This is a genomic window from Mesorhizobium sp. M7A.F.Ca.ET.027.02.1.1, from assembly GCF_004022985.1.
In the GTDB taxonomy this organism is placed as follows: domain Bacteria; phylum Pseudomonadota; class Alphaproteobacteria; order Rhizobiales; family Rhizobiaceae; genus Mesorhizobium.
In genome coordinates this window covers 1-15,717 of the sequence record NZ_RZOL01000115.1, presented here as the reverse complement: position 1 = coordinate 15,717, position 15,717 = coordinate 1, and the positions used below count along the sequence as shown (strand labels likewise).

General features: G+C 62.6%; 20 protein-coding genes. 10 read left to right on the top strand and 10 right to left on the bottom strand.

Annotation, left to right across the window (positions count from 1 at the left end; all coding sequences use genetic code 11):
* The first annotated feature begins 1 nt into the window (after position 1).
* On the top strand, positions 2-658 hold the full coding sequence (locus tag EN749_RS15035) for a rhomboid family intramembrane serine protease (RefSeq protein WP_245491396.1): 657 nt from the start codon (positions 2-4) through the stop codon (positions 656-658).
* 87 nt (positions 659-745) lie between these two features.
* On the top strand, positions 746-1,177 hold the full coding sequence (locus EN749_RS15030; RefSeq protein ID WP_027039198.1) for a CBS domain-containing protein: 432 nt from the start codon (positions 746-748) through the stop codon (positions 1,175-1,177).
* Positions 1,178-1,225: 48 nt separating this feature from the next.
* Here EN749_RS15030 and EN749_RS15025 read toward each other — a convergent pair whose 3' ends face one another.
* On the bottom strand, positions 1,226-1,483 hold the full coding sequence (locus tag EN749_RS15025; protein WP_127280952.1) for a YjhX family toxin: 258 nt from the start codon (positions 1,481-1,483) through the stop codon (positions 1,226-1,228).
* 296 nt (positions 1,484-1,779) lie between these two features.
* Here EN749_RS15025 and gatB point away from each other — a divergent pair, with 296 nt between their 5' ends.
* From gatB to EN749_RS15005, 3 genes are read left to right on the top strand one after another with little or no spacing between them, the layout of a single operon-like run.
* Positions 1,780-3,279, top strand: coding sequence for an Asp-tRNA(Asn)/Glu-tRNA(Gln) amidotransferase subunit GatB (gatB, locus tag EN749_RS15015; RefSeq protein ID WP_128363428.1), 1,500 nt, complete (start codon positions 1,780-1,782; stop codon positions 3,277-3,279).
* A 4-nt stretch (positions 3,280-3,283) separates the two neighbouring features.
* Entirely contained in the window at positions 3,284-3,772 is a 489-nt protein-coding gene (locus EN749_RS15010; protein WP_128363427.1) for a GNAT family N-acetyltransferase, read from the top strand.
* Positions 3,773-3,811: 39 nt separating this feature from the next.
* Positions 3,812-4,207, top strand: coding sequence for a hypothetical protein (locus tag EN749_RS15005; protein WP_245465083.1), 396 nt, complete (start codon positions 3,812-3,814; stop codon positions 4,205-4,207).
* Positions 4,208-4,303: 96 nt separating this feature from the next.
* Here the strand turns inward: EN749_RS15005 and panC are convergent, their stop codons facing one another.
* Positions 4,304-5,155 carry a pantoate--beta-alanine ligase gene (gene panC / locus EN749_RS15000; RefSeq protein ID WP_128363426.1) on the bottom strand — a complete coding sequence of 284 codons (852 nt, stop codon included), beginning with the start codon at positions 5,153-5,155 and terminating at the stop codon, positions 4,304-4,306.
* Positions 5,152-5,994, bottom strand: a complete 843-nt coding sequence (gene panB / locus EN749_RS14995; protein ID WP_127810290.1) for a 3-methyl-2-oxobutanoate hydroxymethyltransferase — start codon at positions 5,992-5,994, stop codon at positions 5,152-5,154. Before panB ends, panC begins: the two co-directional genes overlap by 4 nt.
* Positions 5,995-6,222: 228 nt before the next feature.
* On the opposite strand from panB, the gene EN749_RS14990 reads away from it, so the two are divergent.
* The 3 genes from EN749_RS14990 to EN749_RS14980 all read left to right on the top strand — a co-directional run bounded on the left by EN749_RS14990 (position 6,223) and on the right by EN749_RS14980 (position 7,797).
* Positions 6,223-6,621, top strand: a complete 399-nt coding sequence (locus EN749_RS14990) for an NADH:ubiquinone oxidoreductase subunit NDUFA12 (protein ID WP_013531353.1) — start codon at positions 6,223-6,225, stop codon at positions 6,619-6,621.
* Between the two features lie 123 nt (positions 6,622-6,744).
* Positions 6,745-7,335 (top strand): DUF2155 domain-containing protein, encoded by a 591-nt coding sequence (locus EN749_RS14985; protein WP_127330802.1) that lies wholly within the window; start codon positions 6,745-6,747, stop codon positions 7,333-7,335.
* Between the two features lie 75 nt (positions 7,336-7,410).
* Positions 7,411-7,797, top strand: coding sequence for a hypothetical protein (locus EN749_RS14980; RefSeq protein ID WP_127330800.1), 387 nt, complete (start codon positions 7,411-7,413; stop codon positions 7,795-7,797).
* Positions 7,798-7,806: 9 nt separating this feature from the next.
* Here the strand turns inward: EN749_RS14980 and aat are convergent, their stop codons facing one another.
* The 6 genes from aat to EN749_RS14950 all read right to left on the bottom strand — a co-directional run bounded on the left by aat (position 7,807) and on the right by EN749_RS14950 (position 13,118).
* Positions 7,807-8,424, bottom strand: coding sequence for a leucyl/phenylalanyl-tRNA--protein transferase (gene aat / locus EN749_RS14975; protein WP_127396902.1), 618 nt, complete (start codon positions 8,422-8,424; stop codon positions 7,807-7,809).
* Between the two features lie 12 nt (positions 8,425-8,436).
* Positions 8,437-9,780, bottom strand: a complete 1,344-nt coding sequence (gene accC, locus EN749_RS14970; RefSeq protein ID WP_013531357.1) for an acetyl-CoA carboxylase biotin carboxylase subunit — start codon at positions 9,778-9,780, stop codon at positions 8,437-8,439.
* A gap of 10 nt (positions 9,781-9,790) precedes the next feature.
* Positions 9,791-10,249, bottom strand: a complete 459-nt coding sequence (gene accB, locus EN749_RS14965; RefSeq protein ID WP_023812132.1) for an acetyl-CoA carboxylase biotin carboxyl carrier protein — start codon at positions 10,247-10,249, stop codon at positions 9,791-9,793.
* Positions 10,250-10,275: 26 nt separating this feature from the next.
* Positions 10,276-10,710 carry a type II 3-dehydroquinate dehydratase gene (aroQ, locus tag EN749_RS14960; protein ID WP_013531359.1) on the bottom strand — a complete coding sequence of 145 codons (435 nt, stop codon included), beginning with the start codon at positions 10,708-10,710 and terminating at the stop codon, positions 10,276-10,278.
* A 148-nt stretch (positions 10,711-10,858) separates the two neighbouring features.
* A complete protein-coding gene (locus tag EN749_RS14955; protein WP_127396903.1) occupies positions 10,859-11,662 on the bottom strand; it encodes a DsbA family protein in 804 nt (267 codons plus the stop codon).
* A gap of 61 nt (positions 11,663-11,723) precedes the next feature.
* Positions 11,724-13,118 (bottom strand): M48 family metalloprotease, encoded by a 1,395-nt coding sequence (locus EN749_RS14950; protein WP_128363425.1) that lies wholly within the window; start codon positions 13,116-13,118, stop codon positions 11,724-11,726.
* Between the two features lie 145 nt (positions 13,119-13,263).
* On the opposite strand from EN749_RS14950, the gene EN749_RS14945 reads away from it, so the two are divergent.
* Positions 13,264-14,412: an aminotransferase class I/II-fold pyridoxal phosphate-dependent enzyme gene (locus tag EN749_RS14945; protein WP_127810292.1), complete on the top strand. Its 1,149-nt coding sequence runs from the start codon at positions 13,264-13,266 to the stop codon at positions 14,410-14,412.
* 4 nt (positions 14,413-14,416) lie between these two features.
* Positions 14,417-15,400 carry a glutaminase gene (locus tag EN749_RS14940; protein ID WP_127810293.1) on the top strand — a complete coding sequence of 328 codons (984 nt, stop codon included), beginning with the start codon at positions 14,417-14,419 and terminating at the stop codon, positions 15,398-15,400.
* Positions 15,401-15,501: 101 nt separating this feature from the next.
* Here EN749_RS14940 and EN749_RS14935 read toward each other — a convergent pair.
* Positions 15,502-15,717: hypothetical protein (locus EN749_RS14935; RefSeq protein WP_145990921.1), on the bottom strand; the 216-nt coding region annotated here is incomplete at its 5' end.

Here is a 15,717-nt window from a genome sequence, read left to right as displayed (position 1 = left end):
GATCGGCATCTGCGTCGTCGTCTACCTGTTGCAGCAATATGTGTTGAGCGAATCCCAGCAGATGACATTGCTGTATGACGGGGCCTTCATCCCCGTTCTCTACACCGGGCAATACGGCTTCGACTGGTTCCTGTTTTCGCGGCCCTTCACCTATGCCTTCATGCATGGCGGCTTTGCCCACATCGCCATCAACATGGTGTGGCTCGCCGCGTTTGGTTCACCATTGGCAAACCGTCTGGGAACGCTGTGGTTCGCGCTGTTTTTTGCCGCAACCGGGTTGGCTTCGGTCGCGCTTTTCTGGGCGATGCATCCTTATGGTGAGGCGCCGCTGGTCGGGGCTTCCGGTGCAATATCGGGCATGATGGGGGCTGCGGCGCGTTTCGGCTTCCGCACCGACCGTTCGGCCGGCAAGGCCGCCTTCGCCGGCCCTGTGCTGCCGATCGCATTCGTATTGCGCCTGCGCGGTGTCGTGATCTTCCTCGCCATGTGGATGGTCATCAATCTCGCCACCGGCCTGCTCGGGTTTGCCCCAGGGGTAGATGGTCAGATCGCCTGGGAGGCTCATATTGGCGGCTTTGTCGCGGGCTTCTTCGGCCTGCGCTGGTTCGACAGGCGATGGCAGGCGCCCGAGTGGGAAACGACTGACCACCGCACTTGAAATGCAACCGATCACGGCGCACGATGTTCACTCTTACGTGAAGGCCGGTCAGGGCAGGAACCGGCAGGCAAAGCAGAGGAGGACGCCATGACGGTGAAGGCAATTCTCGAGAGAAAAGGCCATGACGTGTTGACGCTCGGGCCGAACGAAAAGCTGAGCGAAGCCATCCGCATCCTGGCAGAGCACAAGATCGGTGCGCTGGTCATCACCAATGGCGATCGCAAGATCGTCGGCATCCTGTCAGAGCGCGACATCGTCCGGGTTGTCGCCCGGGAAGGTGGAGCCGCGCTCGATATCGCGGTGCGTTCGGCGATGACGCCGAAGGTGAAGATCTGCAACGAAAATCACACCGTCAACGAGGTGATGGAGATTATGACCCGCGGCCGTTTCCGCCATCTGCCGGTGGAAAAGGACGGCATGCTCGATGGCATCGTGTCCATCGGCGACGTGGTCAAGCGCCGCATCGAGGATGTCGAGCGCGAGGCCGACCAGATCAGGGCCTATATCGCCACTGCCTGAACGGTGAGGCGAACCGCCGGCCGGAGAACCGACCGGCGGAACCGCGGGCTACCTGTTGTCGAGTTCGGAGCGGACGAGTGCGAGCCCGCGCCGGGTGATGCGGTAGGGGCCGCCTCCCGACGAAGAAACCGCCTTCTTCCGCTTCAGCTTTCGAAACAGGTCGAGATCGACGTCCGGATAGTGCCAGCCGTCGCGGGTCAGGCATTTGACGGAGGCGATCCGCTTCTTGTCGTTCTTTTCGATTTCAATGCGTCCGCCCTGCGCGAGCAGGTGCAGGATGCGCTGTTCAGTGCGCGAAATATCCATGTGAGAGTTTTCCGGGAAAACAAAAAATGCCGCCGCCGCGAAGCTTCGCGGCACGGGGTTTCAGGTTTTCTGCCCTGCCTCGCCAAGAGGTCAGGGCCTTACCGGGACTGAGCGTAAGTGGACATCCACTCTCCATTGGAATGGACGTCCTATAGGCGAAAGCGGCTGAGAAGGCCAGTCCGTGGCTTTCCGCTTGTGTTTTTTGGGCGCTTGTCTCGCGAAGCGGTTTGCACTAGCGAGGTTGCAAACCAAAATATGCGTAAATGCATAATCCGAGTTCCAATACGCAGGCCACAATGTCCCTCATCGACACCCGCACACCCGACGCCAAGCGCCTTGTTTCCGGTGCCACCGGCGACTGGGAGATCGTCATCGGCCTCGAGGTCCATGCGCAGGTCACGTCGGAAGCAAAGCTGTTTTCGGGCGCCTCGACGGCCTTCGGCGCGCCGCCCAACGCCAATGTCAGCCTGGTCGATGCGGCGATGCCGGGCATGCTGCCGGTCATCAACGAGGAATGCGTCAAGCAGGCGATCCGCACCGGCCTGGGGCTGAAGGCGCAGATCAACCACAAGTCGGTCTTCGATCGGAAGAACTACTTTTATCCCGACCTGCCGCAGGGCTACCAGATCTCGCAGTTCAAGCAGCCGATCGTCGGCGAAGGCACGGTGATCGTTTCGGTCGGCCCGGACCGCCAGGGCGAATTCGAGGACATCGAGGTCGGAATCGAGCGGCTGCATCTGGAGCAGGATGCCGGCAAGTCGATGCACGACCAGCATGCGACCATGTCCTATGTCGATCTCAACCGCTCCGGCGTGGCGCTGATGGAGATCGTCTCCAAGCCGGACATGCGCTCGGCCGACGAGGCCAAGGCTTATGTCACCAAGCTGCGCACCATCGTGCGCTATCTCGGCACCTGCGACGGCAACATGGACGAAGGTTCGATGCGCGCCGACGTCAACGTTTCGGTGCGCAGGCCGGGCGGCGAGTTCGGCACGCGCTGCGAGATCAAGAACGTCAACTCGATCCGCTTCATCGGCCAGGCGATCGACTACGAGGCGCGCAGGCAGATCGCCATCCTCGAGGATGGCGGCAAGATCGACCAGGAGACGCGGCTGTTCGACGCCGTCAAGGGCGAGACACGTTCGATGCGCTCCAAGGAAGAGGCGCATGATTACCGCTACTTCCCCGATCCCGACCTCTTGCCGCTGGAATTCGACCAGGCCTATGTCGATGCGCTGGCCAAGGAATTGCCGGAACTGCCGGACGACAAGAAGGCGCGGCTGATCGCGTCGCTCGGCCTGTCCGTCTATGACGCCTCGATCCTGGTTTCGGAAAAGCCGATCGCCGACTATTTCGAAAAGGTGGCCGCCGGCCGCGACGGCAAGCTTGCCGCCAATTGGGTCATCAACGATCTGCTCGGGCAATTGAACAAGGCCGGAAAAGACATTGAAAACGCTCCGGTTTCGCCCGAGCAGCTCGGTGCGGTCATCGATCTGATCAAGGATGGCACCATCTCCGGCAAGATCGCCAAGGACCTGTTCGAGATCGTCTGGAATGAGGGCGGCGACCCTCGCCAACTGGTCGAGAGCCGTGGCATGAAGCAGGTCACCGACACCGGCGCCATCGAGAAGGCCGTCGACGACGTTATTGCCGCCAACCCCGACAAGGTCGAACAGGCGCGCGCCAAGCCGAGCATGGCCGGCTGGTTCGTCGGCCAGGTGATGAAGGCGACCGGCGGCAAGGCCAACCCGCAAGCCGTCAACGACCTCGTCAAGGCCAAGCTGGGCATCGAGTAGCGCCGTGTTCGTCCGCACCGCAGGTGAACGCGACCTTGTCGCTGTGCGGACGCTGCTGGTGGAAACGTGGCATGCGACCTATGACGCCATTTATGGCGCTGCCAAAGTCACCGAGATCACCGACGAATGGCACTCGATTGCTTCGCTCCGCTCGCGGCTGACGCGGCCGAATTCGGAATTCCTGGTGGCCGATGATGGCAAGCGGATCGGCGGCATGGCTTTCGCCGCCGCCACCGCCGATGCGAAAATCATCCTGCTGAACCAGCTCTACGTCCATCCGGACTGCCAAAGGCGTGGGATCGGGCAGGCACTGCTCGACGAGGTCGAGGCCAGTTTCCCGGAAGCGCGAACGCTGCGCGTCGAGGTCGAGGAGGCCAATGGCGGCGCCATCGCCTTCTATCGGTCGAAAGGGTTCTTTCCTGTCAGTGCCGCGGAGGAGTCCCGTGATACCGCAAGGCCGACGACGCTGAGTTTCGAGAAGTCGCTCGGATAGATTGCCACCGGGATGAATGATGAATAGAGCGACCCGGCCATGCGTCATCGCGGCGTTTGCTGTGCCGGCTCACGACGGATATGCAAGGGCATGACCAAACTGTCCCGCATTACAGCGCTGGCGCTGCTCGCCATCATCATTTTCGCGACCTTGTCGCCGATCCAGATGCGGCCGCACCTCGCTGAAGCGAATGTCGAGCGTGCCTTGGCTTATGTCCTGCTGGGCTTCGCCCTGGCGATCGGCTTCCCCAATCGACTGTATCAGGTCGTGATCTTCGTGGCTGTGACCGCCGGCATGCTGGAACTGCTTCAGCTCATTGATCCCGGTCGCCATGCACGCCTCATCGATGCATTGGTGAAAGCCCTTGCCGGGGTGGTTGGGATCGTGGCGGGACACCTGATCGTCAGGGCCGGCGGACAAAAGAGCGAGAGCTAGGCGCGGCAGCAATCCGCCGCGATACGCCCCAAAGAGTACGGGACCATCGACTGTGGTCGGCTCGTGTCTGTCTGGCCGAAGGATCGAGCCTTCGCGCTAGACAGCGGGAACCTCCACATTGTCGATCAGTCTGGTCTTGCCGAGCCATGCTGCCGCGAGAAGACGCCCTTCGCGGTTTCCGCGCCATGGCGCAAGCGTCAGGCTTTGGCGTACCTCGACATAGTCGACCTTCTTAAAGCCGGCGGCGATGAGGGCGCGGCCGGCCTCTTCGGTTGCGTCGCTTTGGCCGGCGCCTGCCGCCAGCGCCGCAGCCGTATTGCGCAATATGACGTTGAGTTGGCGGGCGATCTTCAGTTCGGCCTCATCGAGATAGGCGTTGCGTGACGACATGGCGAGACCATGCGCGTCGCGGATCGTCGGTGCGCCGATGATCTCGACAGGCAGGTCGAGGTCGCGGCAGAGCTGCCTCACCACGCAAAGCTGCTGGTAGTCCTTCTCGCCGAAGACCGCACAGTCGGGCGTTGCCTGCAGGAGGAGCTTTGCCACCACGGTGGCGACACCGTCGAAAAAGGTCGGCCGAAAGTCCGATTCGACCCCGCCGGAGGGGCCGCCGACCGAGATTTTCGTGGCGAAGCCGGCGGGATACATCTCGCCAACCGTCGGTGTGAAGGCAAGGTCGGCCTTTGCCGCGCCCAGTTGGTCGAGGTCGCGGGCGAGTTGGCGCGGGTACTTGTCGAGGTCTTCGCTCGGCGCGAACTGCGTCGGATTGACGAAAATCGACACGACGCAGCGCTCGGCTTTTTGGAGCGCGATCCTGACCAGCGAGATGTGCCCGTCATGCAAAGCACCCATGGTCGGCACCATGGCGACACGAAGGCCGTCGCGCCGCCAGTCCCGGATTTGCGCGCGAAGTGCGGCTACGCTGTCGACGACGACGGGTTGGCTCATGTGTCGTCCCTGCTGTTTGTCGCCGAAAAGACATGGCCGGGGCCGGGGAATGTCCGGCCCCGCACCTCGGCTGCATAGGTTTCCGCTGCATGCGAGATCACGCTGCGCAGGTCGGCGTATTCCTTGACGAATTTCGGCACGCGATCGACGGTCAGCCCGACCATGTCGTCGATGACCAGGATCTGGCCGTCGCATTCACCGCTGGCACCGATGCCGATGGTCGGAATGGCGAGGCGGCGGCTGATATCGGCGGCGACCCTCTCGACCGTGCCTTCGATGACCACCGAGAAAGCGCCGGCATTCTCGACGGCGAGCGCATCGCGAAGCAATGCCGCAACAGCCTCCTCGGTGCGGCCCTTGATCTTGTAGCCGCCGTCCTTCTCGACCGATTGCGGCTGCAGGCCGATATGTCCCATCACCGGAATCCCGGCGGCGACGATGGCCTCGATCTGGCTGACCATGTCGACGCCGCCTTCGAGCTTCACCGCTTGGCAGCCGGTTTCGTCGACGACCCGCCGCGCCGAGGCGACGGCTTGCGCTGCCGTTGCCTCATAGGTGCCGGCCGGCAGGTCGACGACGACGCAGGCTCTGGCCGAGCCGCGCATCACGGCCTGCCCATGTGCGATCATCATCTCCAGCGAGGCGCCCAGCGTCGTCTTGTGGCCATGCAGGACCATGGCGACACTGTCGCCGACCAGAAGCAGGTCAACATGGCGATCGAGCAGACGGGCGATGGGATAGGTATAAGCGGTCAGGCAAACGATCGGCGTGCCGCCCTTGCGGTGGCGAATCGCCTCGGCGCTGATGCGAATGTCGGTGGTCGGCAATTCCGTGGCCAATCGTCACCTCCTTGGCCTCAAGCCGGGCTGGATGCAGGCATGGGCGCGCAGAGCTTTAGAAATACCGCAAAGGCTTGGCAAGCGTGCATGCAGCGACCGGGAGGATCACAGGCTTGTGTCGGGCTTCAGGCAAGCCATTTGCGCGCACGCCGTGGCAAAAGCCTTGCCTTCGGCAAGGCCTGACGCCATAAGCAGGAAAACGGGCGCTGCCGGCGCGAGGGTTTTGAAATGAAGACTTTCCTTACGCAGTTTTTCACCTGGTGGAACAGCCAGACGATAGGAACCCGCCTGCATACCTGGCGGTACGGCAAGAAGGTCGGCCAGGACGAGACCGGCAATTTCTATTACGAAGGCGGCATCGATTCGGAAGGCCGCACGCGCCGCTGGGTCATCTACCGCAATTATTCGGAAGCTTCGGCGATACCGCCCGGCTGGCACGGCTGGATGCACCACCGTGTCGACGTCGCGCCGTCCAGCGAGGACTACAAGCCGCGCGACTGGCAAAAGCCGCATCAGCCCAATCTGACCGGCAGCCCGGCGGCCTATCGCCCGAAGGGCTCGGTGCTGACCAATCAGCACCGCCCGCAGGTCACCGGCGACTACGATGCCTGGACACCCGGGTCGTAGCGACAGGGTGCAAGCCGGTCCTTTATCGCCACAATTGGTGTTTAGCTGCTTGCTGATCAGAAAACGGCGACTAGCCTTGGCGATCGACAGAATCACCCGGGCGCGAACCACCGGTATCTTTGCATGAGCTTTTCTTACTCAATATCGGCTAGTCTGGCGTTAGCCGCCGGTCTTGCCGTCAGCACCGTGGCCTTCGCCGCTTCGCCTGAGCCCGCGGCACCCGCGCCGGCGCCGCCCGCGGGAGCGGACCGGGTCACCAATGCCGTTGCCGAGTTTGCCGGGATCGACAAGATCACCGGCCGCATCATCACCTTCGATGTCTATATCGACGAGACGGTGCAGTTCGGTGCTTTGCAGGTGACGCCGCGCGTCTGCTATTCGCGGCCACAGACCGAAGAGCCGAAGACAGATTCCTTCGTCGAGGTCGACGAGATCACGCTGGACCGCAAGATCCGCCGCATCTTCACCGGCTGGATGTTTGCCGAAAGCCCCGGCCTCAATGCCGTCGAGCATGCCGTCTATGACGTCTGGCTGAAGGCTTGCAAGCAGAAGTCGGATGTGCCGGCGCCCGATGGCGCCAAGGCAGACTCGACCAAAGCCGAGGCGCCCAAGCCCGCCGCGGCCAAACCGAAAGCCGCGATTGCTCCGGACGTGACAGAGCCTGGCGTGACGGAGCCGGACGCTTCGGACCCCGATACGACCGACACCAACTGATCCTCCGGAACCGTCCCTGCCACCATACGTTGGGGCACGGATGAGCGCGCATTTATGCGCAGGGAGGATTTTCCGATGTCAGACAGCAAGCGGATCACGGCCGGCAAGGCAGAGTTGCTGGAACTTGAAAAGGGATTCTGGACGGGCGACGCGGCCTACTATGCGGCCAATGTCGACACCGAATGCCTGGTGGCGTTTCCGCAGATGGCACAGGCGATGGACAATGCGGATCTCGCCAAGACCGCAACCAAGCCCAACCGCTGGCGCGACCTGAAAATCGACCTCAAGGGTATTATCGAGCCGGGCAGCGACATCATCATGCTGACCTACGAGGCACATGCGACACGCGAGAACGGCGAACCTTACGCCGCGCTGGTCAGCACCGGCTATGTCCATCGCGTCAATGGCTGGAAGATGATGTTCCATTCGCAGACGCCATTGGAAGCCGCCACTGGGAAGTAGGCTCAATCTTCAGGGATAGAATACGGCCTCGCCCTTCAGCGCGTCGGCCAGCAACTTTTCATATTTGCCGCGCGGCACGTCGACGGCGCCGAAGCGCTTGAGGTGCTCGGTGGTGAACTGCGTATCGAGCAGCGCGAAGCCGCGTGCCTTCAAGCGCTCGACGAGATAGAAAAGGCAGGTCTTGGAAGCGTCCGTCTCCCTGGCGAACATGCTCTCGCCAAAAAACACCCGGCCGAGCGACACGCCATAGAGGCCACCGACCAGTCGGTCCTCGCGCCACGCCTCGACCGAATGACAATGGCCTATCCGATGCAACTCGACATAGGCTTCGCGGATCGGCGCATTGATCCAGGTCGAGCGCCGTTCCACGCGCTTTTCGGCGCAGCCGTCGATGGTCGCTTCGAAATCGAAATCGAAACGGATGTCGAAGGGGTTCTTCTTGATCGTTTTCCTGAGGCTTTTCGGCGCGTGAAAACCATCGAGCGGAATGATGCCGCGCGTCTCCGGCCGCACCCAGAACACCTCCGGGTCGCCGGCACTTTCGGCCATCGGGAAGACGCCCGAGGCGTAGGCCTTGAGCAGAAGGTCGGTGGGGATGCGATAGCCGGGCGCGTAGGGGCGGGTCATCGCGTCTCCGCGCTACTCTTCCTTGGCCAGGTATTTTTCCAGCCAGTGGATGTCATAATCGCCATTGGCGATGTCGGCATTGCCGACGAGATCGCGAAACAGCGGCAACGTCGTCTTGATGCCGTCGACGACGAACTCGTCCAGGGCGCGGCGCAAGCGCATCATGCACTCGACGCGATTACGCCCATGCACGATCAGCTTGCCGATCAGGCTGTCGTAATAGGGCGGGATCTTGTAGCCGGAATAGACGCCGGAATCGACGCGGATGCCGAGACCACCCGGTGTGTGGAAATGGGTGATCGTACCGGGCGAGGGGGTGAAGGTGCGCGGGTCCTCGGCGTTGATGCGGCATTCGATGGCGTGGCCGTTGAACTTGATGTCCTCCTGCTTCACCGAGAGGCCGCCACCGGAGGCGACGCGGATCTGCTCGTGGACGAGATCGATGCCGGTGATCGCTTCCGTCACCGGATGCTCGACCTGCAGGCGCGTGTTCATCTCGATGAAGTAGAACTCGCCATTCTCGTAGAGGAACTCGATCGTGCCGGCGCCGGAATAGCCGAGGTCGGCGATCGCCTTGGCGCAGATGCCGCCGATGCGGGCGCGCTCTTCGGCATTGAGGGCGGGCGAGGGCGCCTCTTCCCAGACCTTCTGGTGGCGGCGCTGCAAGGAACAGTCGCGCTCGCCGAAATGCACGCCGCGGCCAAAGCCGTCACCAAACACCTGGACTTCGATATGGCGCGGCTTTTCCAGGTATTTTTCGATATAAACGGCATCGTCGCCGAACGCCGCACCGGCTTCCGTGCTCGCCGTCTGCAGGGCGACCTCCAGGTCAGCCTCGGTGAGGGCGACCTTCATGCCGCGTCCGCCACCGCCGGCCGATGCCTTGATGATCACGGGATAGCCGATCTCGGCGGCAATGCGCCTGGCTTCCTTCTGATCGGTGACAGCGCCGTCCGAACCGGGCACAACCGGAATGCCGAGGCGCTTGGCGGTTCGCTTGGCCTCGATCTTGTCGCCCATGATGCGGATATGGTCGCCGGACGGACCGATGAAGGTGATGTTGTGCGCGGCCAGTATGTCGGCGAACTTGGCGTTCTCCGACAGGAAGCCGTAACCCGGATGCACGGCGTCGGCGCCGGTGATTTCGCAGGCCGCAACGATCTGATGGATGTTGAGATAGCTGTCGCGCGATGGCGGCGGACCGATGCAGACGCTCTCGTCCGCGAGCCGCACATGCATGGCGTCGGCATCGGCGGTCGAATGCACCACCACCGTCTGGATGCCGAGTTCCTTGCAGGCGCGCAGCACCCGGAGGGCGATTTCGCCGCGATTGGCGATGAGGATCTTCTGAAACATCAGGCCCGCTCTATTCGATCACGACGAGCGGCATGCCATATTCGACCGGCTGCGAATCCTCGAAAAGGATCGCGGTCACCGTGCCGGCGCGTGGCGAGGGGATCTGGTTCATCGTCTTCATTGCTTCGATGATCAGCAAAGTCTGGCCTTCCTTGACCTTCTGGCCGACTTCGATGAATGCCTTGGCGTCCGGCGACGGCGCCAGGTAGGCGGTGCCGACCATCGGCGAGGTGACTGCGTTCTTGGAAATATCTGCCACAACGGGCAGAGCTACGGAGGCAGCTTGCGCTGCTGCCGGCGCATAGGCTTGCTGCGGCGCCGCGATTGCATGAACAGCCGGCGCCTGCCGCGAGACGCGCACCTTCAGGTCGCCCAGTTCAACCTCGATCTCGGTGAGGTTGGTGTCGTTCAGTATGCCCGCCAGATCGCGGATCAGTTGCTGGTCAACACCGGTCTTCTTTATCGACATTTTCGAGCCTTCTGTTTGTTGGCCGGTCATAGGCGTGCGGCCAGCGCCTGTAGCGCCAGCGTATAGCCGAGCGGCCCAAAGCCACAGATCATGCCGACGGCGACCGGCGCGACCATGGAGACGTGGCGGAATGGTTCCCGCGCATGGATGTTGGAAAGATGAACTTCGGCCACCGGCAACGGTGCGACGGCGCGAATGGCGTCGTGGATGGCAATCGAGGTGTGGCTGTAGGCGCCCGGATTGATGACGATGCCGACAGCCTTGTCGCCAGCTTCCTGAATCCAGTCGACAAGGTCGCCCTCATGGTTCGACTGGCGGAAATCGATCTCGAACCCCAGCGCCGTGCCTGCCTGCTTGCAGTCGTCGGCGATCGCGGCAAGCGTCTTGCCGCCATAGATGCCCGGCTCGCGCTTGCCGAGCGCGTTTAGATTGGGACCGTTCAGGACGAAAACCGTTTTCAAAAAGCCGACCTTTCCCGGCGCCGTCATCAAGCCGGCGCGCTGGGCCCTCTATAATGGGCATAGCCGCCCGCGGAAAGAGCGCAAGTGCGTTCTTTCACTGTCCACAACAGGCGGAAATGTGCCCGTGAGAAATAGCTGGCGAGCAAGATCAGAGCGCGGCTTTCGCCGCCTCGATCTTTTCTGCCAGCACTTCCTGCCCGAGTGCTCCGAACACCACCTCGTTGCCGACGACATAGGACGGCGTTCCGGTGATCGCCAGCTTGTTGGCAAGATCGTAGGTCTTGGCGAGGGCCTCGTTGATTGTCGGGTCCTTCATCTTCTCGCGCAGCGCCGCTTCGTCGGCGCCGAGCGACAGCGCGACCTTGATGGCCGCCGCCTCGGTGGCGCGTCCCTGGCCGCCGAGCAACGCATTGTGGAACTCGCCGTACTTTTCCGGGTGCATCAGGTGGAACGCCATCGAGACCACGCTCGCCTTCTGCGAATCCGGTCCGAGGATGGGGAATTCCTTGAGCACGAAACGCAGGTCCGGATCGGTCTTGGTCAACGCCTGCATGTCGTCGATGGCGCGTTTGCAGAAGCCGCAATTATAGTCGTAGAACTCGACGATGGTGACCTTGCCGTTCGGATTGCCGACGACGCCGTCAAAGGCGGAGTTGAAGATCTGGTCCTTGGCATTCTTGATCACGCCGAGATGAGCGATGCGCTGCTCTTCCTTCTGCTTGGCCTCAAGCGCATCCTGGACCTCCAGGAGGACTTCCGGGTTTTTCAACAAATAGTCGCGGATGATGCCTTCGACCTCGGTGCGGTCGATCTTGGTATCGGCCGCCGTGGTCTCGACCGGCTGTGCGGTGCCGGCCTTGGCGATCTGCGGGTTTCCGGCAACGAATCCGAAAGCCAGCATGGCCAGTGCGACCGCAACCCCCGTGGTGCCCAGCAGCAGTGCCTTTTTCATCGTTCCTGTTCCTTCTACCTGTTTTCCGGTCTGGCTATGTCGTGGCGCGCGGCCGGAAGGTTCACTTGATCTTGGTTGACGGCTTGTAGTTTATGATATCCTGGGCGCGAAGCCAGCGAGGCTCGCCGCGTTTCATCTGCTGCTGCGCCCGCATGGCGAAAATCTTCGCATCCTTGTAGTTGCCGGAATAGAAATGGCTTTCGGCGGTGGCAAGTTCAGCGCCCGGTATGTCACCTAACTCACCGTAGGCCTGTGCCAGATAGCGATACCCGGCTGAATTTTCCTTGTCGCGCCCGAGGCCGTTGTTGATCTGCACGACGGCTTTTTTGAGGGAGTCGGGCTTGCCGACGGCCATCAGCGCCTGGCCCATGGACACCGGCAGCAGACCGGACCGCGCCGAATCGAGGCTGACCGCCTTGGCGTAGGCGTCCGCGGCTTCCTTGGGTTTGTTTGCCTTCATCAGGATGTCGCCGCGCAGTTCCTGGAAGTAAGCGTTCTTGGGCTGCGCCTTGATCAGTGCATTGGTCTTGGCGAGCGCGGCGGCGATGTTGCCGAACAGGTAGGTCGACTGGGCGTCGCCATATAGCGCGGCGAGGGTCCCTTGCATCTTTCGCATCAGCCGCGACGCAGCCGCCTGGCCTTCCATGTAGACGGCGATCTTCACCCGCACCATGTCATGGCGCTGCTGCAGCGCGGGCGGGTCCGGCCTGTCGACATTGGGGCTCTGTTTCACCAGCACTTCGAGATTGGAGATACGATCCCGCGGCATCGGATGGCTGATCCGGTAGGGATCGACTTGCGCGCCCGAGAGCGACAGCGCAGTCTGGAAGCGGTGAAACGTCTTCAGCATGCCCATGCCGGACTGGCCGGTGGCGTTGAGATAGGTGATCGCCGAGCGGTCGGCCGTCATCTCCTCGGTGCGCTGGTAGGCGAGGATGCTGCGCTGTGCCATCTCGCCGCCACCGGCGGCCACGCCCATGCCCGCACCGGCAAGGCCGCGGCTATTGGTTGTCGCGCCGGCGACCATGGCACCGGCACCCAGCAGCGTCGCGATGATGGCCATCGTCTTGGCGCGTTCAAGCTGGTCGCGGAGTTTCTGCTGGTGGCCGCCGGCGATATGACCGGCTTCGTGGGCGATGACGCCGATGATCTCGTTGGGCGTTTCAGCCGTCATCAGCGCGCCGGTGTTGATGAACAGCCGGCGCCCGGTGACGAAGGCGTTGAAACTCTGGTCGTTGACCAGAACGATGTCGATGCCGTCATTCGCCAGGCCAGCCGCCCTGAAGATCGGCCGCGCGTAATCGCGAACCAGCGCCTCGATCTCGGCGTCGCGCACCACCGGCACGTTCTGGGCAAAGGCGCTGACCGAACTCGCCATTGCAACGGCAACGCCAAGCGAAAGCGTCGCGAAGACGCGCGCTGCCTGGGCAATCGTCGATCTGGGTCGGCTCAACATGATGGCTCCACTGGTAGACGAGCGGGCGAAAGATGAAAAGTCGGCGCCGGAAACTTCCTCAACTTGTGATCCTCACATCAATCGGGCATTTGTGCGGCACATGCGCCAGTGCCTGGCGCCGTCAGTCATCGGGAATACTGGTCAAATGGTGGTTTCGCTCTCACGTCGTGGCAATGTCGAGCCCTTCCATGCGATGGACATTCTAGCAGAGGCAAACCGGCTGAAGTCCCAGGGCGTGCCGGTTGTTTCGATGGCCGTCGGCCAGCCCTCCGATCCCGCACCGGTTCTGGTTCGCGCCGCAGCCGCCAAGGCGCTGCAGGACGGGCGCATCGGCTACACCGACGCGCTGGGACTGGCAGGTTTGCGCAAGGCGATCGCCGGACACTACGCCGATCACTACGGGCTTGATATCGAGCCCGGCCGGATCGCGGTAACCACTGGATCGTCGGCCGCCTTCAACCTCGCCTTCCTGGCGATGTTCGACCCGGGTGACCGCGTCGCCATCGCGGCACCCGGCTATCCCGCCTATCGCAACATCATGGCCGCGCTCGGCATCGAGGTGGTCGAGATCGAGCTGGGCGACGCCGCCTACGTGCATGCCGGCCATCTCGAGACCGCGCATCGTGAAAAGCCGCTGAAAGGCGTTCTCTTCGCCAGTCCCGCCAATCCAACCGGCGCGGTCATACCGGCCGATGAACTGGCGGCCCTGGTGAGGACGGCACAAGACCTCGGCATCGCCGTCATCTCCGACGAAATCTATCACCGGCTCGCCTATGCCGCCCCCGACACCACGGCGCTTGCCTATGGAGGCGACGTGACCGTGATCAACTCCTTCTCCAAATATTACTGCATGACCGGCTGGCGCATCGGCTGGATGGTGCTGCCGCAAGAACTGGTGCGGCCGGTCGAGCGCGTCGCCCAGAGCCTCTACATCTCGCCGCCGGAACTGTCGCAGATCGCGGCGATCGAAGCGTTCAGGGCGACCGAGGAACTGGAAGCGGTCAAGGGTCGCTATGCCTGGAATCGCGAACTCTTGATGAAACGCCTCCCGGAACTCGGCTTTCCGCTGGCGGCGCCCATGGACGGCGCCTTTTATGCCTTTTGTGACGTCACCAGGCATAGCAATGACAGCATGGCCTTCGCGCGAAAGATGCTGGCCGAGGCGCATGTCGCGGCAACACCCGGCCAAGACTTCGACACTCAGGCCGGGCACCGGACGATGCGTTTCTCCTACGCCGGCAGCCACGACGACATGGTTGAGGCAATGGCGCGCATCGAACGCTGGTTGAGGTAGCACCATGCCGGAACTCGAACAGGCCCCCAAACTTGATCAGGCCCACAAACTTGATCAGGCCTCCAAACTTGATCAGGCATTGGCCGAAGTCGCTGCCGAAATGGCCGATCGCACCGATCGCGGTGACGTCGCTTCCTACATTCCGCAGTTGGGTAAGGTCAATCCGAAGAAATTCGGCATCGCAGCGGTTACCAATGACGGGCGCGTGCTGACGGCGGGGGACGCCGACCAGGCCTTTTCCATCCAGAGCATCTCGAAAGTGTTCACCCTGACACTGGCGCTCGGCAATGTCGGCGACGCGCTGTGGCAGCGGGTCGGCCGCGAACCGTCAGGCAATCCGTTCAACTCGATCGTGCAGCTCGAGCATGAGAACGGCATTCCGCGCAACCCGTTCATCAATGCCGGCGCCATCGTCATTTCCGACATCCTGCTTGCCGGCCACCAGCCACGCGAGGCGATCGGCGAGATCCTGCGCTTCATCCAGTTCCTCGCCGACGACGAGACGATCATCATCGATCGCGAGGTGGCGGCGTCCGAGCGCGCCACCGGCTACCGCAACTTCGCGCTTGCCAACTACATGAAATCCTTCGGCAATCTCCACCATGCGCCGGAACTGGCGCTGGGCGTCTACTTCCACCATTGCGCCATCGCCATGAGTTGCCGGCAACTGGCGCTCGCCGGCCGCTTCCTCGCCAATGGCGGCAAGAACCCGGCGACCGGGCATTCCGTGGTGTCGGCCGAACGGGCACGCCGCATCGGCGCCATGATGCTGACCTGCGGCCATTATGACGGCTCCGGCGATTTCGCCTTCCGCGTCGGCATCCCCGGCAAGAGCGGCGTCGGCGGCGGAATATTGGGCATCGTGCCGGGCGTGGCGTCGCTTGCCGTCTGGTCGCCAGGTCTCAATGCCAACGGCAACTCCAAGCTGGGGTCGATCGCGCTGGAAAAGCTTGCCAGGATGATGAACTGGTCGATCTTCGCGCCGTAGCCTTCGCGATCCGCCATAGCGCCAGATAAGAAAATCCCGCGCCGTCTTCGAGACGGCGCGGGATTTTTTTGTCAAAGAACTAGCTCATGCGATTGAAAGGCTTAGAAAAAGCCCTTCCGCTGCCACCAGCCGCCGCGCTTCGGCTTGTCCTCGGTCTTGTCCTCGGCCTTGGCCGCGGGCTCTTCCGCGACGATCGAAGACACGACCGGCTCGACCGGCGCATTCGCCGCCGCCGGCTTGCGCCGCGACGAGCGGGCCTTCGGTGCCTCCTCGACAGAAGCGATGGCCGCCTCGTCGGATGCGGGGCCCGGCGTGTC

Bases quoted from the DNA above. Each gene is read 5' to 3' on its own strand.
- EN749_RS15005 (WP_245465083.1), top strand. From the start codon at position 3,812: ATGCGTCATCGCGGCGTTTGCTGTGCCGGCTCACGACGGATATGCAAG.
- EN749_RS14950 (WP_128363425.1), bottom strand. From the start codon at position 13,118: ATGTTGAGCCGACCCAGATCGACGATTGCCCAGGCAGCGCGCGTCTTC.
- EN749_RS14940 (WP_127810293.1), top strand. From the start codon at position 14,417: ATGCCGGAACTCGAACAGGCCCCCAAACTTGATCAGGCCCACAAACTT.
- panC (WP_128363426.1), bottom strand. From the start codon at position 5,155: ATGAGCCAACCCGTCGTCGTCGACAGCGTAGCCGCACTTCGCGCGCAA.
- EN749_RS14985 (WP_127330802.1), top strand. From the start codon at position 6,745: ATGAGCTTTTCTTACTCAATATCGGCTAGTCTGGCGTTAGCCGCCGGT.
- EN749_RS14945 (WP_127810292.1), top strand. From the start codon at position 13,264: ATGGTGGTTTCGCTCTCACGTCGTGGCAATGTCGAGCCCTTCCATGCG.
- EN749_RS15025 (WP_127280952.1), bottom strand. From the start codon at position 1,483: ATGGATATTTCGCGCACTGAACAGCGCATCCTGCACCTGCTCGCGCAG.
- EN749_RS14980 (WP_127330800.1), top strand. From the start codon at position 7,411: ATGTCAGACAGCAAGCGGATCACGGCCGGCAAGGCAGAGTTGCTGGAA.
- accC (WP_013531357.1), bottom strand. From the start codon at position 9,780: ATGTTTCAGAAGATCCTCATCGCCAATCGCGGCGAAATCGCCCTCCGG.
- aat (WP_127396902.1), bottom strand. From the start codon at position 8,424: ATGACCCGCCCCTACGCGCCCGGCTATCGCATCCCCACCGACCTTCTG.
- EN749_RS14955 (WP_127396903.1), bottom strand. From the start codon at position 11,662: ATGAAAAAGGCACTGCTGCTGGGCACCACGGGGGTTGCGGTCGCACTG.
- gatB (WP_128363428.1), top strand. From the start codon at position 1,780: ATGTCCCTCATCGACACCCGCACACCCGACGCCAAGCGCCTTGTTTCC.
- accB (WP_023812132.1), bottom strand. From the start codon at position 10,249: ATGTCGATAAAGAAGACCGGTGTTGACCAGCAACTGATCCGCGATCTG.
- EN749_RS15030 (WP_027039198.1), top strand. From the start codon at position 746: ATGACGGTGAAGGCAATTCTCGAGAGAAAAGGCCATGACGTGTTGACG.
- EN749_RS14990 (WP_013531353.1), top strand. From the start codon at position 6,223: ATGAAGACTTTCCTTACGCAGTTTTTCACCTGGTGGAACAGCCAGACG.